Raw genomic sequence first — 23,721 nt, 5'->3', positions numbered from 1 at the left:
GCAGCAATCGTTAAGCAACCCCTTGCGTTTCCGTCAATGCTTCCACCACCAGAGGATGCAGGACCGCGCCCGGGTGCTCGGTTTGCCAGGCACTCAACTGGCGACGCATGGCCGGCGTCCAGAAGCTCTTCATGTGTTGGCGCACCCCGTTCACTGCCAGCGTGTGATCCGGCTCACTGGCGAAGTACTGCGCGATCTGGTTGGCCATCTTGATCAGGCTTTCGGAACTCATCGGCGCACCTCGGCTTTCTCGGCATGGCGACGCTCTTTGAGCAGACGTCCCTGTTCATCACTGAAGGCCTGGTAGCGCTTCTGCCATTCGGAAGGCTGGCTGACCCGCACGATCTCGACCGCCGTCACTTTGTATTCCGGGCAGTTGGTGGCCCAGTCGGAGTTGTCGGTGGTGATGACGTTGGCACCCGATTCAGGGAAGTGGAAGGTGGTGTAGACCACGCCCGGCGCCACCCGCTCGGTGACTTTCGCACGCAGCACCGTCTGCCCGGCACGGCTGCCGATGCCGACCCAGTCGTCCTCGGCGATGCCGCGGTTCTCGGCGTCGGTCGGGTGGATCTCCAGGCGGTCCTCCTCATGCCAGGCCACGTTGTCGGTGCGTCGGGTCTGGGCGCCGACGTTGTACTGACTGAGGATGCGTCCGGTGGTCAGCAGCAACGGATAGCGGCTGTTGACCTTCTCTTCGGTAGGCACGTAGCCGGTGAGCATGAAGCGCCCCTTGCCCCGCACGAACTGATCGATGTGCATGGTCGGCGTGCCGTCGGGCGCGGCATCGTTGCACGGCCATTGCAGGCTGCCGTGACGTTCCAGTTCGGCGTAGCTGACGCGACTGAACGTCGGTGTCAGGCTGGCGATTTCGTCCATGATCTGCGAGGGATGGCTGTAGTGCATCTTGTAGCCCAAGGCGTCGGCCAGGGCCACGGTGGCTTCCCAATCGGCCTTGCCGGCCAAGGGTTCCATCACCTTGCGCACCCGAGAGATGCGGCGTTCAGCGTTGGTGAAGGTGCCGTCCTTCTCAAGGAACGAGCTGCCCGGCAGGAACACGTGGGCGAACTTGGCCGTCTCGTTGAGGAAGATATCCTGCACCACCACGCATTCCATGGCTGACAGCGCCGCAGTGACGTGCTGGGTGTTCGGGTCGCTCTGGGCGATATCCTCGCCCTGGCAGTAAAGCGCCTTGAAGGTCCCATCCAGAGCCGCTTCGAACATGTTGGGGATGCGCAACCCCGGATCGGGTTGCAGCGTCACGTTCCAGGCCTGTTCGAACTGGGCGCGCACCGTCTCGTTGGAAATGTGCCGATAGCCCGGCAGCTCGTGGGGGAAAGAGCCCATGTCGCAGGAACCCTGGACGTTGTTCTGCCCACGTAGCGGGTTCACCCCGACACCCTCGCGGCCGATGTTGCCGGTGACCATGGCCAGGTTGGCGATGCCCATGACCGAGGTGCTGCCCTGACTGTGTTCGGTGACGCCGAGTCCGTAGTAGATCGCCGCGTTGTCAACGCTGGCGTAAAGCCGCGCGGCGGCGCGGATCTGGTCGGCGGGTACGCCACAAACAGGGCCCAGAACCTCGGGGGAGTTCTCCGGCAGACTGACGAAATCGCGCCAGCGGTTGAAGTCCGCAGGCTCACAGCGTTGTTCGACAAACCCCTGATCAACCAGGCCTTCTGTGACAATCACATGGGCCAGCGCATTGAGCATCGCCACGTTGGTGCCCGGACGCAGCTGCAAGTGCAGGTCGGCACGGGCATGGGGTGAATCCACCAGGTCGATACGACGCGGATCGATGACGATCAGCCGCGCGCCCTGGCGCAGGCGACGTTTGAGCTGGGAACCGAAGACCGGGTGAGCGTCAGTGGGGTTGGCGCCCATCACCAGGATCACGTCGGCCTTCATCACCGAGTCGAAATTCTGAGTGCCGGCGGATTCGCCCAAGGTCTGCTTGAGGCCATAACCGGTGGGCGAATGGCAGACCCTGGCGCAGGTGTCGACGTTGTTGTTGCCGAAAGCGGTGCGCACCAGTTTCTGCACCAGGTAGGTTTCTTCGTTGGTGCAGCGGCTGGAGGTGATGCCACCGATGGAGTCGCGCCCGTACTTGAGCTGGATGCGGCGCAATTCGCTGGCCGCGTAGGTGACCGCCTCTTCCCAACTGACCTCTTGCCACGGGTCGCTGATGTGCTTGCGGATCATCGGCTTGGTGATGCGGTCCGGGTGGGTGGCGTAACCCCAGGCGAAGCGGCCCTTGACGCAGGAGTGGCCATGGTTGGCCTGGCCGTTTTTGTCCGGGACCATGCGCACCAGTTGCTCGCCTTTCATTTCAGCGCGGAAGGAGCAACCCACACCGCAATAGGCACAGGTGGTGATGACGCTGCGTTCCGGCTGGCCGATCTCCACGACGCTCTTGTCGATCAAGGTCGCCGTCGGGCAGGCCTGAACACAGGCGCCGCAGGAGACGCATTCGGAGTCGAGGAAGTTGTCACCGCCGGCTGCCGCCACGCGGGAATCAAAGCCGCGTCCGGTGATGGTCAGGGCAAAGGTGCCCTGGATCTCCTCACAGGCGCGCACACAGCGGTTGCAGACGATGCACTTGCTCGGGTCGTATTCGAAATAAGGGTTGGAGACGTCCTTGGCTTCGGCCAGGTGATTGGCACCTTCGTAGCCGTAGCGCACCTCGCGCAGACCGACCTGCCCCGCCACCGTCTGCAACTCGCAATTGCCGTTGGCTGCACACGTCAGGCAGTCCAGCGGGTGATCGGAAATATACATTTCCATCACGTTGCGCCGCAGGTCGGCCAGTTTGGAGGTCTGGGTACGTACCACCATGCCCTCGGTGACCGGCGTGGTGCAGGACGCCGGATAGCCGCGCATACCGTCGATCTCCACCAGGCACATGCGGCAGGAGCCGAAGGCTTCCAGGCTGTCGGTGGCGCAGAGTTTCGGGATGGTGGTGCCCAGCATGGCCGCCGCGCGCAGGACCGAGGTGCCGGAGGCGACGCTGATTTCGCGCCCGTCGATGGTCAGGCTGACCTGCACGTCGCTTTCACGCGCCGGGGTGCCGAGGTCGATATCGCTGCTGGGGTCGAAAATAGTGATCATTGGTCGGCCTCCGTGGTCGCCAGACCGAAGTCGGCGGGAAAATGCTTGAGGGCGCTGCCGACGGGAAAGGACGTCATTCCCCCCAGGGCGCAGAGCGAGCCGTACTGCATGGTGTCGCACAGATCATGCAACAGCAGTGCCTGCTCCTGGCGTGTAGCCGCATCGGTGCTGGCGATCAAGCGGTCCACCACTTCCACGCCACGGGTGGAACCGATCCGGCACGGCGTGCACTTACCGCAGGATTCCTCGGCGCAGAACTGCAAGGCAAAACGGGCCATGTGGGCCATGTCCAGCGTGTCATCGGCAACCACCACGCCACCGTGGCCGAGCATGGCGCCCATGGCGGCGAATGCTTCGTAGTCCAACGGCGTATCAAACTGTGAAGGCGGCACCCAGGCACCCAGCGGCCCGCCCACTTGCGCGGCCTTCAGCGGTCGACCACTGGCGGTACCGCCACCATAACCTTCCACCAGTTCACGCAGGCTCAGGCCGAAGGCGCGCTCCACCAGGCCGCCCTGGCGCACATTGCCGGCCAGTTGAAACGGCATCGTGCCCAGGGACCGGCCCATGCCGAAGTCGCGATAAAACTGCGCGCCCTTCTCCAGGATTACGGGCACCGAGGCCAGGGTCACCACGTTGTGGACCAGCGTCGGCAGCCCGAACAGGCCTTGGATGGCGGGCAGCGGTGGTTTGGCCCGGACCGTGCCGCGCTTGCCCTCGAGGGATTCGAGCAGTGCCGTTTCCTCGCCGCAAATGTAGGCGCCGGCCCCCACCCGAACATCAATGTCGAAAGCGCGGCCGCTGCCGCTCACGTTCGTGCCCAGATACCCAGCGTCACGGGCGATGCGCAGCGCATCGTTCAGGGTGCTGATAGCGTCCGGATACTCCGAACGTACGTAGATGTAGCCCATGGTCGCGCCGACGGCGATCCCGGCGATGATCATGCCTTCGATCAAAAGAAACGGATCGCCTTCCATCAGCATGCGGTCGGCAAAAGTACCGGAGTCGCCCTCATCGGCGTTACACACCACGTACTTCTGCGCCCCTACCGCGTCGCGCACAGTGCGCCACTTGATGCCCGCCGGAAACGCCGCGCCACCGCGTCCGCGCAAGCCGGAATCGAGCACGCTGGCGACCACCTCTGCGCCGTCCATCTGAATCGCCCGCGCCAGCCCGAGGAAACCGCCCTGGGCACGGTAATCGTCCAGGGACAGCGGTTGGGTGATGCCGGCACGCGCAAACAGCAGACGCTGCTGGCTTTTGAGATACGGGATCTGCTCAACCGGGCCCAAGGCCAACGGATGGCTGGCGGGATCGCCCGCCAGGGCATCGAGCAGGCCCGGCACGTCTTGCGGCGTGATGGGGCCAAAGCCCAGCCGGACGCCGTCGCTTTCAAGCTCCAGCATCGGCTCCAGCCAATAAAGGCCGCGTGAACTGGTGCGGCGCAGCTCGAATGGTAGTTGTCGACGCTCAGCTTCACTCGCCAACGCCGCTGCGACCTTGTCCGCGCCCACGGCACGGGCCACTGAATCACGGGGGATGCAGAGCTTCAGCATGCGCCCTCCTCCAGACAACCCTTGACCAGCTCACGCAAGCGCTCGGGGGTTAACCGTGCGTGCAGCTCACCGTCCAGTTCCAGCGCAGGTGAACAGACGCAGGCGCCCAGGCAATAGACCGGACGCAGGCTAATGCTGCCATCGGCACTGGTGCCGTGATCATCCAGCGCCAACTGCTCACGCAACTGTGCAGCCAGGCCTTCGGCCCCCATGCTCTGGCAGGACTCGGCCCGGCACAGACGTAGCGTGTGGCGCGCTGGCGGCGAGGTACGGAAATCGTGGTAGAAACTGATGACCCCGCGCACTTCAGCCTGGCTGAGGTTCAGGGCATGGGCAATTTCCGGGACGGCGGCGTCGGGGACGTACCCGCAGCCTTCCTGGATGGCGTGGAGAATCGGCAGCAAGGCACCGGGGGTGTCCTTTTCGCACTGCAACACGCTATGAATCAGAGGCAGGTGAAGCGTCTCATCAGGCATAAACGTACCTCGGCATCTCGAACGACACCGCCGCAATGCGGCAGCCGTCCGGAGTCTTGGCTGCGGTGCCGGGCCACGTCACGGACGCGTGGTTGATCCAGTCACCATTCTCGCTCTCCGGCCAAGTGTCTAGGCGCACCAGGTCCGGGGCATCGTTACAGCTTGCCACTCCCGGGGGGCGGCGGTTGCACACAGACGACTTAACGTGTCCTGAAAGCGACTTGAGCCAGGAGGCGGTCAGCTCTCATAGCTTAATTCACTATTGGTTATTAGCGAGTCGGGGCTGCCGGTGGCGGGTGGAGTACCTATGCTTCAGGGAGGGTTGCCCCTGGGATCGTCTCGGCGGCAGCTGAAGGCTTTCGTTGCCAAAGGTAAAGGCCGTCGAAGAACTGCTTGAAGCCATTCGTCGTTACTCCAAGTGAACCCATTCAGGTACACACTCATGAACAGCACTCACATCAACCACACACATGACCACGTGTTCCTTGGCTCAGGGCACGACGAAAACGCCAAGCGCACGCTTTGGGTGGTGGCACTAACCATGGTGATGATGGTTGGCGAGATCACCGCCGGCTATATCACCGGCTCAATGGCGTTACTGGCAGATGGTTTTCACATGGCAACCCATGCCGGCGCATTGGGCATCGCGGCGTTCGCGTATGGATACGCAAAACGCCACGCTTGCAGCCAGCGCTACAGTTTCGGTACCGGCAAGGTTGGAGACTTGGGCGGGTTCGCCTCGGCACTGATTCTCGGTATGGTTTCCCTGGGAATTGGCGTTGAGTCTGTCCTGCGCCTCTTGCAGCCAACGGACGTTCAGTTCGGCACGGCTACGCTCATCGCTATTGCCGGTTTGATCGTCAACATTGTCAGCGCCCTGCTGCTGGGCCACGGACACCATCATGGGCACGATCATGAGGATCATGGCCATGCCCACCACGGGAACGACAACAACCTGAAGTCCGCCTACGCCCACGTCATCGCGGACGCGCTGACTTCGGTTCTGGCCATTGTGGCACTGCTCGCCGGCCGCTATCTCGGTTGGGTGTGGCTGGACCCGGTCATGGGCATTGTCGGCGCCATCGTTATTGCGCGCTGGGCATGGACATTGATGGGGGTCACCGCAGGTGTACTGCTGGATCAGACAGATGTGCACATCGCCGAGGAAATCCGCGAACGGGTTGAAACGCCGGGGGATGCCACCCTCACAGATTTGCACGTCTGGCGGGTTGGGCCGCAAGCCCATGCGGCCATCGTCAGCGTCGTTGGTCACGCCACTGCGAGCGCCGACAGCATTCGTGAACGCCTCAAGCCGGTTCACGAAGTCAGCCATCTGACGGTCGAGTTTCGATCGGCCTGACTCAGCGCCTCCCCCACCATCGCCTCGAAAGGAACCCGCAATGCCCCTAGACCGCTCAGCAAGCTGCCAAAGGCAAGGAATAACCAGGTTTGCGTTCTACACCCAGAGGTCAGCCACTCCGATCAATTGAAAGACCTCTTCTCCCGAGGGCTCGGCGAAGATGATGTCCAGGTTACGGTAACCGGAGTGGTCCCCTGCCAAGCTCAACTCGAATCGAGCCCCATTGGCGTCGGCTTCGTAGCTTTTCAAGTAAGTCAGGTTCTTGGCTTCATTGACCACCACGTCCAACGTGCCGTTGTAACCATTCCCCAGCCGGGTAAAGGCCAAGGCGGACAAATCGATAGTGTCTTCACCCGCGGTATAGTCAATCAGGCGATCAGTGTGGTTTTCAGTGGCGGTACGGTAGCTGTCGCTCAGTGCGTCGAAGCGGAACACATCGTTGTTACCGCCACCCACCAATAGGTCCCGACCCTCTGCGCCAACCAATACATCATTCCCTAACGCTCCATAAAGGCGATCATCGCCCGCCAACCCTTCGATGATTTCGCCTCGAGCGTTGCCTTGTAAACGATCAGCCTCTTCGGTGCCCATCAAACTGGCGTGCTGGAACAGGACGTTGGTTTCATTCAGCGTTTGGCCCAAGTCACCGTCGAAGACCAATTCGAAGCGTTCCCCATCCGCGTTGGCATCGAAACTTTTGAGGTAAGTCCGCGTCCCGCTTTCATTGACTCGTATCGCCAGCGTTCCGTCATATCCATTGCCCAGGCCGAGCAAGCCCATGGACGAGAGGTCGATCGTATCGGTGTTGGGGTCGAAGTCGGTGATTCGGTCGCTATGGGCCGTGGTTGCGGTTCGGTAGCTATCTGTGACTGACTCGTAACGGAAAGTATCGGCTCCGGCACCGCCCGTCAGCAGGTCGCGACCTTGCTGGCCATCGAGCAGATCGTTACCGGCCCCGCCAACGATCGCATCGTCGAACGAGGCGGTACCCAGCAAGAAGTCATCATCGCGGCCACCGTCAAGGTGGTAATAGCCGTCGTCGGGATTGCCAAAGCTGTGGTCCAGGCTACCGTCGGGGTTCAACTGAACCAAGGCCGCCAGATAGCCGTCCGCGCTCGTGCCTTGCATTGCGCCGATCAACAGCTTGCCGTCGGCCAGCACGATCATGTCGGCTACGGCGAAAGGCGCGCTTTGCGAGCCCCAACTTACCCGACCCTGATCACCGAAATCGCTGTCGAGGGAGCCGTCGGCGTTGAGTCGAATGACGCTCGCCACGCCGCCCGAGGCGCCCGCCAGCAGGATTTTTCCGTCATCCTGGATGACGAGGGCGTCTGCGTGAATATCCAGGGCCAGGCTGCCGCCGTTGGCAAAGCTGCTATCCAGGGTACCGTCCTGGTTGAGGCGGGTCAGCGTATCTCGCCCCGTGACCAATACCTTCCCGTCGCCCTGCAGCGAAACGTCGATCGTGGCGCTGGGTTGAATACCGATGGACGCGGGTAGGTGCAGGACCCCTGCCTCTGCGAAAGACGAGACCAAGGCCCCTGTCGCGTCGAAGCGGGCGATATAGATCTCCCCAGAGGGATACGCAGCGCTCGCGAAAAAACTGCCGTCGCGTTGTACCGAGAACGACGCTTGCTGGCCTAGAGAGTCATTCCAGTAGAAAGGCACTGTCGCGGTGCCGCCGTTCCCGAAACTCGTATCGAGGCTGCCGTCAGCCAAGTTACGCGTTATGCCCGACACCCAGGCGTCGCCTACTTTCACGTATTGCGCCACCAGATAGCCTCCTCCCGGCTGCACCGCAGCATTACCGCCGTCCTCGATATCGAGCGACACAGGCAGGAGGGATTTACCGTCTCCACTGTAGTTGCGGTCCAGGCTACCGTTGGCATTGAACCGGACCAGGCTGCCGGTGAAGCCTGAATCCTCTTCGCCTCCCAGCCCCAGGCGACTGTAAGCGCCAAGCCAGATAGCACCGTCCGGATCGACCGTGATACCGCCGATGTTGTCCGAGCCCCATAAGGTCGTGGCTACCATGCCCGTGTTCCCCACAGCTGAAGCTGTGGGCGAGATGCTCTGACTCATGTCCATGCCTCCGATAGCAATCTGTCGCCAAAAACAATAGACACGCTTGAGTCTGGTTGCCACTTTACTAAACGAAGAGAGGTTCTTGGACGAGCTTCTACGCTGCTATCGATGCAACCAATCTGCGGAGCTGCGCAAGGTAACGCCAGGCTGGCTGAAGCTTTACTCATCGCGGGACTCTGAATCCAATCGCCGCTTGGCCACGGCCAACATCTGAGGAACTACGATTCGCTGGCTCAGAAAAGTAGCGACCATGAGGCGTTTTATCCAATCAGATTAATTCCTGAGCTTGTCTTGGTTGTCGCTGATCCAGAATATGAACCATCAGGCAGGCATACAGCGTCACGAGAATGAACAGTCCCATGCGTACGGCAAACGCCGTGTAGACATCCTTGCCTGCAATACTGTCTTGAACCGACTGGCCCAGCAGAATAATCAGCGTGATCAAGCTGTTGAGCCAGAACCCCGGGCTTAAGCGTGTGGGGCTTAGTCCATATAGCTTGCACGCCAGCGCGAGACCGAACAGCAGCATCCAAAGGAAGAACATCCATAGGTGTACAAAGAGGCTGAGTGCACACCAGAACAACACCGCCAGCAGGCCTCCCAACAAGGTCGAGCCAAGCAATTCGCGTGCGGCATTACGCGACGTCGTTGCGGAACTCTGCTGACCCAGGCTGACCGCTTTCAAGACAATGGGCAGGTAACCGGCCGGATCAATCAGGGCCACCAGAAACGCCGGTAATACAATCAGCGCAGCGCGCAGCGCAACCCTGTCGACGTCTTCCGCTCGCAGGGTCGGGGCCGCGGGTGGTGACGGCGTATGGGCTGACTCGGGAAACAGCCAATGACTTATCGCCAGCACCATGACGGCGAGGATCAAGCCTTTAACTAATGCACCGATGATCATCATCGCCAAGTCAAAATCGACGAAGCCAGCTGAGGAGATCATGGTCAGCCCGATCACCAGAAACGTGACGATCAGGTTATTGCCGCCACGCAGACCCAAGCGAAAAACCAGGAACAGGCTCACGCCGACCAGGAGAATGCCGCTGAACGGGTAGTAGCGCAGGATTGGGATAAGCAATAGGCCTACACCGGTGGTTAACATCGCGGCCAGTGCAAGTGTCAGTCCGGCCTTGAGTTGCAACGGACGATTGAGGGTGGCGATCAAAAGTACCGCAAGCACGGGCGCGATAAAGGGAATCGGCAAGGCCACGCCGAAGCTGATCGCAAGGCACAGCGCGGTGCCTGTAGCCAGGCGTAACGCCCGCTGAGTCCTCGGCGTCCGCTTAGTAGACATAAGACAGCCAACTCATCAGTCTCAGAAATAAGCGGCCCAGTGGGTTCAGCGGGTTGCTTTGAGAGGGGAAAGCCATGACCTCGGCTTGGCCACCGGCACGTATCGCGCGAGTGTCACGCAGCCTGGCCATTGAATCCTCGGAAAATTCGATGATCACCGGAAAACGCTGTGCCGGACGAAGCCAATCCCGGCTGTTCTGCACAGTTGGCAATGTACCGGGCGCCGTCGTTGGACCCACGCTGACGCCGTAACCGACACTGCGCACATGCCCGTCGAACACTTCGCCTGGCAATGCATCCAGAACGATCGCAACCGGTGTCTGGGGCTTGACCAGACCGAGGTTGTTTTCGGTCATGTCTGCGCTGATCCATACATCATGGATGGCGATCAGGGTCATGACTGGGCTGCCGATGGCCGCGAACTGCCCCGCGTCGGTGCGTAGATCGGTTATTAACCCTGCCGAACGTGCGCGAATCTGTGTATTAGCCTGATCGAGTTCAGCTTTCGACAACGCGGTGGCGGCGCTGCGCAGCAAAGCGTTGTTTTCCGCACTGCCGCCCTCTTGCTCGCGCGCGCGCTGGACCTCGGCACGGGCGGCGGCAACCTGGCTGACCGCTTGTTGGTAGTTGGCACGAGATACTTCGAGCAAGCGTACGGAAATGGTGCCTGGGTCTTCGCGGTACAAACCCTCGAGCCGCTGGTTATCCTGCTGCGCCTTGAGTTCATTCGCCTGGGCCGCTCGCAAATTGGCTTGAGCCGCGGCTATGCCGGCGGTGCTGGCACCGATCTGTCGACGGGTGGACTCAAGATCTGCACGCGCACGGTCGACGGCAATCTGATATGGCTGAGGATCCACTTCGAACAGCACGTCTCCTGCCTTGACGTCCTGATTGTTCCGCACGTTGACGCGGATGACTCGGCCAGCCACTTCCGCAGCCACCGGAATCACAAAGGCACCTACTCGAGCCTGTTGCGTATAAGGCGTAAAGCGGTCAGCCAACAAGTACCAGGCCAGACTCAGTGTGATTAAGATCAGTACCCACTTGATGCCTTTTGGCGCGGGTTCAGCTGGCGGTTCTGCCGCCTCGGGGGAAGAGGCATCGGGGGAGGACTGCGCGACTTCACTCATGATTGTTGACCTTTTTGGGTTCCGCTGCTGAAGGCTCATCCAGCAAATTGCCCCAGTCCGAGCGCTCTTCCATTTGCTGGCGGGTGGCCGGATCAACTTTCGGTCGGACGCTGTACCAACCGCCGCCCAGCGCTTTGTATAGGGCAATCACATTGCTGACGGCATTGCTGCGGCTGACCAGGTAATTGTCCTGTTGCTCTAGCAGCGCGCGTTGCGAGTCGAGCACCCGCTGGAAGTCCGAATACCCTTCCCGATACAGGGCGTTGGCCAGCACCAGCGAGCGCTTGGCGGCGACTTCGGCCTCACGCAGGATGGCTTCGCGCTCCAGGGACTTGATCAGTCCATTAGCTGCGTCATCTGCCTCGCGTGCAGCTTGGCGCACCTTTTCGCGGTACCCTTCGATCAGTTGCTGCAACCGCGCATCCTGCACGCGCACGTTGTTACTGATCTGGCCATGGTCGAACAGATTCCAGCGCAGACTCGGGCCACCGATCAGGTCCAGACTCCTGGGCGTGCCATTGAGCGTATCAGTCGTCCAAACGATGCTGCCCAGCAAGGTCAGCGACGGATAGAAATCGGTTTCGGCCACACCGATCAGGGCCGACTGAGCCGCGACATTGAGCTCGGCTGCACGCACGTCGGGCCTGCGCAGCAGCAGATTAGCCGGTACATCCTGCAGCACTGCACGGTCCACCAGCGGAATCCATCCTTCATTTTCGACCAGTTGCGGTAGCGCGCCGGGCGGCCGTCCAATCAATACGGACAACGAGTTACGGGTACGCAGAATCTGATCCTCGAAGTTGGGGATGGTACTGAGGGTGCCCAGGTATTGAGTTCTGGCTTGTTGCAGGTCGAGCTCTGCATTCTGGCCGCTCTTGAATAGCCTCTCGGTTATCTCGAAGTTACGTTTTTGCTGTTTGGCGTTTTCCTTAGCCACACGCAAACGTGCTTCGGTGGTACGCAGCGAAAAGTAAGTACTGGCCAGTTGGGCGCGTAGCAGAACCAGCCCGTCTTCGAGATTGGCCTGGGCGGCGAAGTAACTGGCATCGGATGATTCAATGGCGCGACTGAAACGCCCCCAGAAGTCCAACTCCCAACCCATGTCGAACCCCGCACTGTATTGCCAGAAATGACTGTTTTGCGGATGACTCCCGCCGGATTGATTACGGTTGAAGTACAGACTGTCGGCGCTGGCTTGCTGCAGTTGTGGGTAACGCCCGCTCTGGGCAATACCCAACTGAGCCCGCGCCTCAATCACCCGCAGACCAGCAACTTTAAGGTCTGAATTGTTGGCATCCGCCTCGGCAATGAGATGATTGAGGACCGGGTCACCGAAAACTTGCCACCATTGACGAAAGTCCGGGGTCCGGCTGCGTTGGCTGACTTGCTCAAGGGCAGGAGTCGTCCAATGTCCTGGCCACGCCTCCCTCGGTGACTGAAAGTCTGGCCCCAGGCGCACGCAGCCACTCAAGCCGAGCACTCCAAACACTAGCAGTTGGCCCGATCGCGTCAGATGCATGCGTTTTTCCCAGTCAAGGAAGACTACAGGAGCATAGACGCCCTGATCGCCCGCAGACTGCTAAGCTCTTCAAGCATCGTCACATTTGATAAGTCCAGTCAAAAAGGTACGGCAACCATGAATTCTCCCCATACCGCTAAATGGCGATTCAAACTGGGTATAGCCATCATTTGTCTGATGCTTGGCTCCTGGTTAATGGTGCCGGTCGCGGCAGCGCTCGATGTGCCTGGTTCAAAAATCGCAGCGCTGACTGGAGTGCTGTTTATCAGCAACAAAGTCCTGCTGATTCTGGTCATCGCCGTCATGGGCAAGGCCGGCTTCCAGCAGTTGAAGGGCAGCTTGGTCGGTTACGTGTCCGGGCTTGTGCCTTCCATGAAGGACGAAGTTGGCCCGGTTCGTCATCGAATCGGCATCGTGATGTTCTGCTTGCCGTTGATCTGCTCATTTCTCGAGCCTTACGTCGATGCCTTCTGGCCAGGTCTCAGACCGAACCTCTGGCAGGCTCAACTGTTGGGTGACATCATGCTGATTAGCAGCTTTTTTGTACTCGGGGGGAATTTTTGGGAGAAGGTACACGCGTTATTTGTGCGAACTGCACGTGTTTCAGACTCAAGTACGACGTGAGTCGACGATAGAAACGAAGGCTTTCAACTCAAGCGGACGTTTAACTGCCTGCGAGGCAGCCGGCTTCGAACCGCGAGTCGCTTTCGACTTCGTCATGCTGGCTCGGGGGCTGGCGAAGGGGTTATAGATCACTGATTGAATGGTTTTCTGCCCAGACGCTCCGAGTCAGCCGCCGTTGCTCTTCTCGCTGAACGAAACAGGCGACGGAGCAGTCGGAACACCAGGTCCCTCGGCAAAGAAACCTGACCCATGTCCTTACGATTCGCTGTCCTCGCTACGTTGCTCACGTTGGCCGCCTACACTGCGGCCGCCGCACAAGAACCGCTGCGCCTGGAACGCCTGGACCGCTGCGGTGACCTGCTGCAAAACCAGCACCAGGACTGGTGCCTGACCGTGCGCGGCTTGGGCAATCAAACACCACAACTGAAACTGGGTGAAAAGACGCTACCCGCGCTCATTGTCCAGCGCGAAGGCGAAACCCTGCGCGTGCGCCTGGACAGCGCCGCCTATCAGAGCGGCCCTCTTTGGCTGGAAGACGGACAGCGCGTCAGCAATGCAGCCTGGCTGAGCCTGCGCAACAGTCACGTACGGGCCGCCGGGCCAGACGAAGTGGCGAAGAACATGGACGGCTTGAGCACCTACGTCGATCTGGTCAGCCTGTTGATCGAGGAGAATCACGATGGGCGCCAGGAAGCTGAGCGTCTTGCCCAAAAATACGGCGCCACGGTCGTTGGCAGTATTGCTCCCCTGAACCTGTACCAGCTTCGTTTGCCGGCCAAGGACCTGGTGCAGCGCGACGCGCTGGTGCTGCGGATGGGCAGTGAGACCAGCGTCGATGCCGTGGTGATCGAGGAGTCGGCAGCCGAAGAGGCCGAGCAAGCCGCCAACCGCCCTGAAGAACCGAAAAAGCCGGCCCTGGACTCCGATGAGTGGGCCGCCAATCGTTTTCTCGACGCGGTGAACTACTACCAGCGGCGCATACCCGCGCGGCAACCGCCCACCCGCCCACAACCGGTGCGCATCGGCCTGATCGAACGTAACGTGGATTTCGACACCGCCGATTTCGCCGACTACCTCGGCGACTGCTCACTGCCGCGCACCTGCGTTTATGCGCGCGACGCGAACACACCAGACAACCACGGCACCACCGTCGCCGGCATCCTCGCCGCGCGCTGGGATGACGGTGGCAACACCGGTTTTCTCCGGGGTCTGGACAAAGCCAGTGGGGGCTTCGAAGTCATTGTCGAGCGCAATTCCGATGCCGGGATCACCGCCAACATCGCCGCCTCGGTCAACCTCGTGGAGGACGGCGTGCGGGTGCTCAACTGGAGCTGGGGCATTCACCGCGTTGGCGCGAAAAACGTCAAAGGCGATGAAGTCGACTCGCTGTTGCGCTCAGGCATCGCCATGAGTGGTTACGAGGAACTGCTGGAAGAGTTTTTCCTGTGGCTGCGCAAGGAGCATCCCGACGTGGTGGTGGTGAACTCCGCCGGCAATGGGTCGTCGTTCTCGGGCACCGATGAGTACCGCCTGCCCTCTTCGTTCATCACCGAACAACTGCTGGTGGTCGGCGGACACCAGCGCAGCGAGCGCGCCGGGGTGGCCGTCGATGACCCGGCCTATGCGGTCCAGCGCAGCTCCTCGAATATCGACATGCGCGTGGACATCACCGCCGCCGCTTGCGCCCACGCCTCGACCACCCGCGCCGGCGAAAACGGCGCAGTGCATTGCGGCACATCCTACGCCACACCCATGGTCGCGGGCCTGCTGGCGGCGATGCTGTCCATCAACCCGCAACTTCAGCCCGAGCAACTGCGCATGCTGCTACGGCGCAGCGCCATGACCATCGGTGAAAATCACGACTTCGAACGCATGGACGGCGAGGACCTAACCGCCCCCATCCTGCCGTCGGAGCGCAGCTATCAGCTTAACGACAAGGACGTGGGGCGTTCGGCGCGACTGGACATGCAAAAAGCGCTGGACCTGGCGGAGCAGAGTCGTACGCGCGTGCGTTGAATCATGCTCGCGGATTCCTGGCCGGCGGATCACAAGCAGTCTGGTGCAGTTGGTGCGGCGGCGAACAGGGCGATAAAGGATTGAACAATCTGTGCCAGGCCCTGGGGATCCTCGGCCGTCAACAAGTGCCCACATGGCAGGGAAAACAGGCTGCCGTTGGCCAATCGTCGATACAACGCAACACTCACCCTGACCGGGACCAACCGGTCGTCCAAGCCAATGATCACCGCCGTCGGACACTGAATCCGCGGGACCTGCGACGCGACATCCAGGGATAGGTTGAGGGCCAACTGGACGACGACACCGGGCCAATGAACCCGTAGATAAAACGCCTCGCTGTAAACAGCTACCTGCGCGGGTCCCATGGCCCGGCACCACGCGGCGGAAAAGCCTTGGCTGATAATGTTGGTCGCCAGCTCCCTGGGGTTCTTCTCGAGCAGCCGATGCCAATGTTCAAAGGTGCTACGTACCAGCGGGTCACGGGCATTGTCAAACGGCGCGATCAAGCTCAGCGTCAAGATATGCCGGGGAACGACGCTGGCCACCTCAATCGCCAGCGCCGCACCCAGTGAATACCCTATCAGGTGAACGCCTTCAACCGCGCGCTCCTGAATCTGTCTGGCAATCAGTCTGCCCAACTCCGTTACCGTCTGCGTTGCTGCGCTCGCCTGCTCCAGACGCGACAGGTCGACCGCCAGAACCCGATACGCCCCGTTCAGGTGACTGACAAACCTTTCCCAGGTGGAATGCGGACTACCTGCTGTGCCATGGATCAATACCAGGCAAATTTCTCCGCTTGCGTTGAGCTCAATCAGATTCAACATCTACGCACTTTCCCCAAGCCAGGTTCCTCTTTGATCTTAAGCCCTCTCACGCATTGTTCAGGTCATTTTTTCTAAACCGTGGAATCAGCTTTTGTGCGTTGAACTCCTCCCTGTACACAACCTAAAAAGGCCAAAAGGAGGAACGCCATGCAGACGATCAACTCAACGTTCAATTCGCAGCAGTTCAGTGCCGACTGGAGTTACCCCACCCCCATCTGGTTTGGTGTCGAACGGATCAGCGAACTGGTCAATGGATGCGTGCTACTGGGCAAACACAGGCCTCTGGTAGTCATTGATACAATGCTGGTGGAGCATCCACTGATCGTCCGTGCCTTGGAGCGTTGCAGCCAGGCGGGCATTGATCTGAAGATTTTTTCCAGCTTTCGCTCCGATCCAGATACCGAGATGCTCGACAGAGGCATCGGTATTTTCAATGAGTCCGCCCGAGACTCGGTCATCGGCATCGGTGGCGGGAGTGCTCTGGATCTGGCCAAGGCCATCGCCTTCATGGCGGTGCAAACCAAACCGATCTGGACCTTCGAAAGCCTGCCCAACCTCTGGAAAGCAGCGAATGACAATCTCCCGCCGATTATCAGTGTGCCAACCACCGCAGGAACGGGCGCGGAGGTCGGTCGGGCCGCCGTGCTGCTGGACACACTGGATAATCGCAAACGGCTGATATTCCATCCCAAGATGCTCTCCAGCCTGGTGATCGTCGACCCGACACTGACCCTGACGGTGCCGGCGTCCATCTCGGCGGCGGTGGGGATCGATGCGTTTTCCCATGCCTTTGAAGCCTATTGCGCTAACGGTTTCCATCCGATGGGAGACGGCATCGCCCTCCAGGCCATGTGCTTGATCAAGCAATGGCTACCTATCGTTTTCCGGGAGGGAAGCAACCTGCAGGCGCGCTGTTACCTGAGCGCCGCCGCCTTGATGGGCGCCGTGGCCTTTCACAAAGGCTTGGGCGCCGTGCACGCAGTCAGCCACTCCATAGGTGGCGTGTACGGAACGCACCACGGCCTGACCAATGGCGTGTTACTGCCCTATGTGGTCGCCTACAACCGCCCGGTCATTGAGGACAAACTCGTCCGGCTCAGCGAAAACCTGAACCTGCTGCAGCCTGGGTATGAGTCTTTCGTCACCTGGCTCAGAGAGTTCCTGGCGGATCTGGGAATACCCAGTCGCCTGAGCCAAATCATCCACGAACCCTTCGACTCCGAGTACATCGCACAACTGGCTACGGCAGACCCTACCGCGCGGACAAATCCGCAAACCCTCTCGCAACAACATTACAAAACCATCATCGACAACGCCTGGTTCGGACGCTGAGCCAGCACCCAAAGGAGGTCATATGTATAAGGACATTGGTTTGTTTATCAACGGTGAGTGGATTTACCCTCACGATGACAAGCCTTGCATCGACATCATAAACCCCAGTACCCATCAGAAACTCGGACGCTTGGCCTGTGCCCAACTCGGTGACCTGGACCACGCCCTGAAGGTCGCGCAACAAGCGTTCCTGAAGTGGCGAGCTTGCAGCGCCGAAGAGCGAAGCAAAGTGCTCTATGAGGCCTACCGCATTATCTTGAGCGAAGCCGAATCCATCGCCGCCCGGATGACCCTCGATCAAGGCAAACCCCTGGCCGAAGCCCTTGCAGAAGTGCGTTTTTGTGCAGAGCACGCCAAATGGCACGCCGAAGAATGCAAGCGTTTGTATGGAAGACTGATCCCCGCTCGAAATCCCAAGGTTCGTCAATTGGTGGTTAAAAGGCCGGTGGGCGTGTGTTGCGCATTCACACCCTGGAACTTCCCTTTCAACCAAGCCATTCGCAAAGTCTGCGCAGCATTGGGTGCCGGCTGCACGCTGATTCTCAAGGGACCCGAGGAAGCGCCTTCGGCGGTCGCGGCGCTCGCCGATATCTTTCATCGGGCAGGTCTGCCCGAGGGTTGCCTGAACCTGGTTTGGGGGGACCCTGAACAAATCTCCAGCTATCTGATCGACTCCCCGGTCATTGCCAAAGTCTCATTCACAGGCTCCATTGCCGTGGGGAAAAAACTCGCGGCCCAGGCGGGGGCGAAAATGAAGAGGGTCAGCATGGAACTGGGCGGCCATGCTGCTGTGATTGTCTGCGCCAGCAGTGATATCGACAAGGTGTGCACCTTGCTGGTGGAAGCCAAGTTCCGTAACGCCGGGCAAATTTGCATTTCCCCTTCGCGTTTCTATGTCCACGAGTCAGTGATGGATAAGTTCGTCTCCACCCTTCTTGACAAGACCTGCAAGGTCAAGGTGGGCGATGGCATGGACCCTGAGACCAAAATGGGGCCCTTGTGTAACGAGCGCCAAATAAAACGTCTCCAAGACCTCATAGATGACAGCCTGGCCGAAGGCGCCAGCCTGCTGACGGGTGGCAGCCGGATGGACCGGCCGGGAAATTATTTCCAGCCCACGGTGCTCGCCAATGTGCCTGCAAGCGCCCGTCTCATGCAGGAGGAACCTTTCGGCCCGGTGATCCCGGTCAACACGTTCGACGATCTGGACACCGTGATCGAGCTGGCCAATGCACTCCCCTATGGCCTTGCTGCCTATGGATTCAGCGAGGATCGCCAAGAATGCGCCAAGCTCGTCGAAGGCTTGGAAGCAGGCATGATTTCGATCAACCACTACGGTCTCGGCATGCCGGAAACGCCCTTCGGTGGAATCAAGGAAAGTGGCTACGGCAGCGAAGGCGGCATGGAGACTTACGACAATTATTTGTCCACTGTCTTTGTCAGCGAACTGACCCGGCCCTGAAAAATACGCCGCATTGCACATGAGGCAACACGATGAACATCACCCTCAGAACCTTTCAAGATAGTGATTTCGATACGGTTATTTCCTGGATCGATGGGCCACAAACCCTTTCCCTGTGGGCAGGAGCCACCTTTACCTATCCTCTGGACAAGGAACAACTTGAACGCTATCTGGCCAAGGCCCAAGAACGTTATCCATGGCGTTTCCTCTACGCCGTGGTGGACCAGGACGAAAAATTGATCGGCCACATCGAGTTTTCGGACATTTGGCCACATCTGTCCTTGCGCTTTGCGCGGATCCTTATCGGCGATCCCGAATCACGTGGCAAGGGTTATGGCCAGGCCATCCTGCGTCAGGCGTTGGCACTGGCGTATACCCGATTCAACGTTGCCCGGGTCGACCTGGGCGTAAAAAAAGAGAACCTGCTGGCGATCAATTGCTACCGCAAAGCCGGCTTCAAGGACATCGGGCTGTGGCCTCAGGCAATCGAAACGCCTATCGGTTGGATCGATGTCCACTGGATGACCCACACCCGAGAGGAGCAATGCCCATGAATCCGATCACCCTGTACGGCCACCCGGAGTCCGGACACAGCTATAAGGTCAAGTTAATGCTGGATGTGGCCAAGGTGAATTACACCTATCGCCAAGTGGATATTCTCGTTGAGCGGGACGCACGCCCCGAACCATTCAGGTCGTTAAGTCTGGCGCGCTTTGGTGAAGTACCACTGGTGAGCATCGGCCAGACGCACTACGTGCAATCCAACGCCATCCTGATCGAACTGGCCGATACCCTTGGGCTGTTCGGCGGTAGCGGGCGCAAAGGCACGCTCTCGTGCAAGGAATGGCTGATGTGGGAAGCCAACAAACTTGGCCTGTCACTGCCGCACCTGCGCCTGGCCCGAAATTACTTCCCCGATGATTACCCACCGGGTGCCGTGCAATGGTTGGCCAGTCGGTTCAAAGAAGACATCGGCAGACTAGACAAAGAGTTGCGCGATGGTCGCCGCTTCATTCTGGACGACGAGTTGTCCATCGCTGACTTCTCCCTGGCCGGCTATCTGTTCTGGAGTAATCAGGCCCAGGTGGATCTGCCTGGGACTGTCATTGACTGGCTGGGCCGCATCGCCAGCCTGGAAGGTTGGCAAAGCCCCTACGCGTGTCTGTCGCAGCACCCCGGCTATGAAACCTTTGGTCTAGTCAAGGAAGAGTTCGACCCCCGCCTCGCCGTCGTCTGAATATTGGAATCACATCGTCGGCGAGGAGGCAATCTCCTCGCCTTTTTTTGATCTGCCCTAGCTAATGGATTGATCCATTTCCTGTGCCGGTCGCTCATGCCTGGGCTGGCCCACCACACAGGCCGGGATCCCCACTACCGTAGTCCTGGCAGGAACCGCCTTGAGCACCACGCTATTGGCACCCACCTTGGACCCCGCACCGATCTCAATATTGCCGAGGATCTTCGCCCCCGCTCCAATCATCACTCCAGTCCTGACCTTGGGATGACGATCACCACTATCTTTTCCTGTGCCTCCCAAAGTAACGCCTTGCAAGATGGACACGTTATCCTCGACCACGGCTGTTTCACCGATAACGATTCCCGTGCCATGGTCCAACAACACGCCGCGACCAATACGGCACCCTGGGTTGATATCAATGCCCAGTACTACATTGCATCGCGCCTGAAGATACAGCGCTTCCAGGCGACGCCCCTGTTGCAACAGTGCATGACCGAAGCGGTAGGCCTGCAGCGCGGCGAAGCCCTTGGCGAACAGAAACACCTCCAGTTCGTTCTGATACGCTGGGTCTCGCTGAACCACGGCTTTCAAATCAGCCACCATGCAGCACACCAGATCGTGACAGCCACTGAGTTCCTGTAACACCTCGCGCATCAAGCCACGCTCACGGGAATCGTGGGGCGCCAGCAGGTTCGCGATACGCGCGGCCATGCCCGAGCCCAGGTCCGGGCACTCAAGTACCGCCTCGTTGACCATGTGACCCAGGCTGGGGTGGCGCCCGAGGGCATTCATCGCTTGCGCTCGGAGTACCTTCCACAGCATGGCATCGACGCCAGAGTCGGCGGTGCTGTCCAACAAATCATCATTGATCAGAAACATAGGCATGACCTCCCAGGTCTTTGGCCGAACTCATGGCCTCGAAGCACGTACGCGCGAACGCCGCAAACCAGGCCGCCCCCGAATACAGAATTGCATCGTTGAAATCGTAATGCGCTGAGTGAAGCGGTGGATCATCCGACCGACGCGCCGATCCCAGGAAGGCGAAAACACCAGGGATACGCTCGCTGAAAAATGCGAAATCCTCAGCTGCCATGGACGCCTGTGCCTGGGCTTGCACATACGGCTCTGCGAACACCTGCCGAGCCGCTTCCAGTCCAAGGTCAACCATAAACGGACAGTTGATCAGCGCAGGGTAACTGCGGCGAAAATCCACCGTTCCCCTGCATCCGAAAGCTTGGGCTATACCCTCGCTCATCCGCTCGATCGCTGATGCCAACCGATCGACCGTCAGGCTGTCGAAAGCCCGCACGGTACCGCGGATACTTACGCGCTCGGGGATGACGTTAAAGCCATTGCCCGCTTTTATTTCTGTCACCGTCACAACCGCAGCCTCCAACGCATTCACCTCGCTGGCCACCAACGATTGCAACCCCAGGCACAACTGCGCCGCGGCGTTAATGGGGTTGATCGCAATATGCGGCTGCGCGGCATGACCGCCACGGCCATCGAGGTGAATCTCGAACTTGTTGCTCGACGCCATCAAGGCCCCCGGCCGGGTAGCAAAACTTCCTGCCGGCAACGAAGGCCAGTTGTGTAAACCGGCGATAGCCTGGATTGGGAAACGCTCAAGCAGGCCATCGTCGAGCATGGCTTTGGCACCGGCCTGGCCCTCCTCGGCGGGCTGAAAGATCAAACACACCGTGCCGTTGAAATCGACAAACCGGTTGATTAACTCGGCGGCGCCAATCAGCATCGCCATATGTCCGTCGTGACCACAGGCATGCATGCAACCGGGGTGCTGTGACACATGGCCAAAAGTGTTGCGCTCAGTGATTGGCAAGGCATCCATGTCGGCGCGCACCGCAATACACGGACCGGCATTGCCTTTGGTGATAATGCCCACGACGCCAGTCTTGGCGAGTCCTCGAATGAACGGGATACCCAAAGCCCCCAGCGCTTCACAGATCACATCGCTGGTGCGCACCTCCTGGTAGGCCAGCTCAGGTATACGGTGCAGCACCTGCCGTAGCTTGATCAACTTGTTCACAAAATGCCGCTGTTGCTTGTGGCTCAGCATCATGATGTCGTCCTCCGACGGTTATCATGACCGCTACTCTCGTGACGAAAACCGATTTCCGTTAAAGCCAGGGATGAGAAAAACTAAACCTGCTTGTAGCCGGGCGTATTGCCAGATGAAGCCAGCGGTGCTTCCCTTGAGGAGAACGAACATCCATTGTTCGACCCACCTCGAAGTGAGAGATACATCGGGAGCATAACCTGTCAGCCAACATGGAGGAGATGGCGATGAAGCACACCCGTTTTTTTGGAAAGACTGTTCTGACCTGCACATTCATCCTGGCAATGATTGGTTGGGGGGTCGGTTTCTATGGACCGCCGATCTATATGCAGGCCGTGATGGATCGCACCGGCTGGCCGGTGGCCCAGGTGTCGGCGGCCGTTACCCTGCACTTTCTCAGCGGCACGCTGGTCATCGCCAACCTGCCCAGGCTCTACGCGCGCTTCGGTGTGCCGGCCATTACCCTGCTGGGCAGCATAGTGCTGGGAGTCGGGGTGAATATCTGGGCTCAGGCGAGCCAGTTATGGGTGCTGTATGCCGGAGCCATCTGCTCGGGCATCGGTTGGGTGACATTGGGCGCCGCAGCCGTGAATACCCTGATCGCCCCGTGGTATATCAAGGAGCGACCCAAAGCCTTGGGCAAGGCTTACAACGGCGCCAGCATGGGTGGGGTGATTTTCTCGCCGTTGTGGGTGTTGCTGATCGAGCGTTTTGGCTTCGCCACGGCGGCGCTGGTGATCAGTTCCGTAGCCGTGGTGCTGCTCGGCTGCTTCGCCTTTCTGGTTTTCAATAAAAGCCCGCAAAGCCTCGGCCAGCATCCTGACAATGCCGACCAGCCAGAGCCCGTGGCGATCAGCTCAAGTGCCGTACCCTGGACTGCGGCGCAAACCCTCAAGTCGGCAAATTTCCGTTCCCTGGCAGCCGGCATGTCCTTGGGGTTGTTCGCCCAGATAGGCTTGATCGCCCATCTGTATTCGATTCTGGCCGCACGCATGGGCGCCCAGGACGCTTCATTCGCCATGGGCCTGGCCACCGCCAGCGCCATGGGCGGGCGTTACGTGGCCGCACGCTTGATGACCCAAGGCATGAACCGCCGTCAACTGGCCTGCCTGGGCTACGGGATTCAGATGCTTGGCACACTGATGCTGCTGGGTCTGGATATCCATCCGGCGGTCGCCTGGGTGGCGGTGGTGTTGATCGGTTCGGGGATCGGCAACGCCACTTCATTGCCGCCACTGATCGCCCAGACTGAGTTCAGCCGCGAACAAACCGCCAGGGTGATTGCGCTGATGGTCGCAATCAGCCAAGCCACCTATGCCTTCGCCCCGGCGTTCTTCGGCCTGGTCCGTTCGGCCTTTGCCGTACCGAGCCAAGCCATCGCCGCTATCGTGATTGCCGCCGTCGTGGTGCAACTGCTCGCGATCCTCTCGTTCTACAAGGGCGTAGTCACCCGCCCTTTTAAAAAAACCGTGTACTGAAGCTTCCCCACTGACCCGTTCCCCCGGCCAGGCAGTTTCGCTGCCTGGCTACTCCCGCACCCTCTCCTGAATTTAGTCCTTCTTAACCCAGAATTGAATAATTCTGCGTTGTCAGCTTTCACGCCAGCAAACACCATCGAGTGA

The 23,721-nt window shown here is 59.8% G+C and carries 19 protein-coding genes; 8 read left to right on the top strand and 11 right to left on the bottom strand.

What is annotated here, in order from left to right:
- Positions 1 to 10 precede the first annotated feature (10 nt).
- Genes BMY45_RS09110 through BMY45_RS09095 form a run of 4 tightly spaced genes read right to left on the bottom strand, consistent with a single transcriptional unit; the run spans position 11 to position 5,137 of the window.
- Positions 11 to 232 (bottom strand): formate dehydrogenase subunit delta, encoded by a 222-nt coding sequence (locus BMY45_RS09110; RefSeq protein WP_092396797.1) that lies wholly within the window; start codon positions 230 to 232, stop codon positions 11 to 13.
- Complete coding sequence (fdhF, locus tag BMY45_RS09105; protein ID WP_092396795.1) at positions 229 to 3,105, bottom strand: formate dehydrogenase subunit alpha; 2,877 nt, start codon at positions 3,103 to 3,105, stop codon at positions 229 to 231. Before fdhF ends, BMY45_RS09110 begins: the two co-directional genes overlap by 4 nt.
- Positions 3,102 to 4,661: a formate dehydrogenase beta subunit gene (locus BMY45_RS09100; protein WP_092396793.1), complete on the bottom strand. Its 1,560-nt coding sequence runs from the start codon at positions 4,659 to 4,661 to the stop codon at positions 3,102 to 3,104. The genes fdhF and BMY45_RS09100 overlap by 4 nt, the downstream gene beginning before the upstream one ends.
- Positions 4,655 to 5,137, bottom strand: a complete 483-nt coding sequence (locus tag BMY45_RS09095) for a formate dehydrogenase subunit gamma (protein WP_092396791.1) — start codon at positions 5,135 to 5,137, stop codon at positions 4,655 to 4,657. Before BMY45_RS09095 ends, BMY45_RS09100 begins: the two co-directional genes overlap by 7 nt.
- Before the next feature lie 442 nt (positions 5,138 to 5,579).
- On the opposite strand from BMY45_RS09095, the gene dmeF reads away from it, so the two are divergent.
- A complete protein-coding gene (gene dmeF / locus BMY45_RS09090) occupies positions 5,580 to 6,497 on the top strand; it encodes a CDF family Co(II)/Ni(II) efflux transporter DmeF (protein WP_092396789.1) in 918 nt (305 codons plus the stop codon).
- Positions 6,498 to 6,593: 96 nt separating this feature from the next.
- On the opposite strand, the gene BMY45_RS09085 is transcribed toward dmeF, so the two are convergent.
- The 4 genes from BMY45_RS09085 to BMY45_RS09070 all read right to left on the bottom strand — a co-directional run bounded on the left by BMY45_RS09085 (position 6,594) and on the right by BMY45_RS09070 (position 12,527).
- On the bottom strand, positions 6,594 to 8,531 hold the full coding sequence (locus BMY45_RS09085; RefSeq protein ID WP_256573636.1) for a M10 family metallopeptidase C-terminal domain-containing protein: 1,938 nt from the start codon (positions 8,529 to 8,531) through the stop codon (positions 6,594 to 6,596).
- A gap of 319 nt (positions 8,532 to 8,850) precedes the next feature.
- Positions 8,851 to 9,879 (bottom strand): DUF2955 domain-containing protein, encoded by a 1,029-nt coding sequence (locus BMY45_RS09080; RefSeq protein ID WP_092396785.1) that lies wholly within the window; start codon positions 9,877 to 9,879, stop codon positions 8,851 to 8,853.
- Positions 9,869 to 11,008 (bottom strand): HlyD family secretion protein, encoded by a 1,140-nt coding sequence (locus BMY45_RS09075; protein ID WP_092396783.1) that lies wholly within the window; start codon positions 11,006 to 11,008, stop codon positions 9,869 to 9,871. Before BMY45_RS09075 ends, BMY45_RS09080 begins: the two co-directional genes overlap by 11 nt.
- Positions 11,001 to 12,527 carry a TolC family protein gene (locus BMY45_RS09070; RefSeq protein WP_092396781.1) on the bottom strand — a complete coding sequence of 509 codons (1,527 nt, stop codon included), beginning with the start codon at positions 12,525 to 12,527 and terminating at the stop codon, positions 11,001 to 11,003. Before BMY45_RS09070 ends, BMY45_RS09075 begins: the two co-directional genes overlap by 8 nt.
- 117 nt (positions 12,528 to 12,644) lie before the next feature.
- On the opposite strand from BMY45_RS09070, the gene BMY45_RS09065 reads away from it, so the two are divergent.
- Together BMY45_RS09065 and BMY45_RS09060 are read left to right on the top strand one after the other, a co-directional pair.
- Positions 12,645 to 13,151, top strand: a complete 507-nt coding sequence (locus tag BMY45_RS09065) for a transporter suffix domain-containing protein (RefSeq protein WP_092396926.1) — start codon at positions 12,645 to 12,647, stop codon at positions 13,149 to 13,151.
- A 249-nt stretch (positions 13,152 to 13,400) separates the two neighbouring features.
- Positions 13,401 to 15,167, top strand: coding sequence for a S8/S53 family peptidase (locus BMY45_RS09060; RefSeq protein ID WP_092396779.1), 1,767 nt, complete (start codon positions 13,401 to 13,403; stop codon positions 15,165 to 15,167).
- A gap of 29 nt (positions 15,168 to 15,196) precedes the next feature.
- Here BMY45_RS09060 and BMY45_RS09055 read toward each other — a convergent pair whose 3' ends face one another.
- On the bottom strand, positions 15,197 to 15,991 hold the full coding sequence (locus tag BMY45_RS09055; RefSeq protein ID WP_092396777.1) for an alpha/beta fold hydrolase: 795 nt from the start codon (positions 15,989 to 15,991) through the stop codon (positions 15,197 to 15,199).
- A 147-nt stretch (positions 15,992 to 16,138) separates the two neighbouring features.
- Here BMY45_RS09055 and BMY45_RS09050 point away from each other — a divergent pair, with 147 nt between their 5' ends.
- From BMY45_RS09050 to BMY45_RS09035, 4 genes are read left to right on the top strand one after another with little or no spacing between them, the layout of a single operon-like run.
- Positions 16,139 to 17,323, top strand: coding sequence for an iron-containing alcohol dehydrogenase (locus BMY45_RS09050; RefSeq protein WP_092396775.1), 1,185 nt, complete (start codon positions 16,139 to 16,141; stop codon positions 17,321 to 17,323).
- Between the two features lie 22 nt (positions 17,324 to 17,345).
- Entirely contained in the window at positions 17,346 to 18,785 is a 1,440-nt protein-coding gene (locus tag BMY45_RS09045; protein WP_092396773.1) for an NAD-dependent succinate-semialdehyde dehydrogenase, read from the top strand.
- A gap of 32 nt (positions 18,786 to 18,817) precedes the next feature.
- Positions 18,818 to 19,339, top strand: a complete 522-nt coding sequence (locus BMY45_RS09040) for a GNAT family N-acetyltransferase (RefSeq protein ID WP_092396771.1) — start codon at positions 18,818 to 18,820, stop codon at positions 19,337 to 19,339.
- Positions 19,336 to 20,022 carry a glutathione S-transferase family protein gene (locus tag BMY45_RS09035; RefSeq protein WP_092396769.1) on the top strand — a complete coding sequence of 229 codons (687 nt, stop codon included), beginning with the start codon at positions 19,336 to 19,338 and terminating at the stop codon, positions 20,020 to 20,022. Before BMY45_RS09040 ends, BMY45_RS09035 begins: the two co-directional genes overlap by 4 nt.
- A 57-nt stretch (positions 20,023 to 20,079) precedes the next feature.
- Here BMY45_RS09035 and cysE read toward each other — a convergent pair whose 3' ends face one another.
- Positions 20,080 to 20,901, bottom strand: coding sequence for a serine O-acetyltransferase (cysE, locus tag BMY45_RS09030; RefSeq protein WP_092396767.1), 822 nt, complete (start codon positions 20,899 to 20,901; stop codon positions 20,080 to 20,082).
- Positions 20,885 to 22,069: an amidohydrolase gene (locus BMY45_RS09025; RefSeq protein ID WP_177193326.1), complete on the bottom strand. Its 1,185-nt coding sequence runs from the start codon at positions 22,067 to 22,069 to the stop codon at positions 20,885 to 20,887. Before BMY45_RS09025 ends, cysE begins: the two co-directional genes overlap by 17 nt.
- Before the next feature lie 257 nt (positions 22,070 to 22,326).
- Between BMY45_RS09025 and BMY45_RS09020 the strand changes: the two genes are divergently transcribed.
- A complete protein-coding gene (locus BMY45_RS09020; RefSeq protein ID WP_092396763.1) occupies positions 22,327 to 23,577 on the top strand; it encodes an MFS transporter in 1,251 nt (416 codons plus the stop codon).
- Positions 23,578 to 23,721 lie beyond the last annotated feature (144 nt).

Origin of the sequence: Pseudomonas sp. NFACC39-1, assembly GCF_900110355.1 — a bacterium.
Lineage (GTDB): Bacteria > Pseudomonadota > Gammaproteobacteria > Pseudomonadales > Pseudomonadaceae > Aquipseudomonas > Aquipseudomonas tehranensis.
This window is presented reverse-complemented; position numbering and strand designations above follow the sequence as displayed.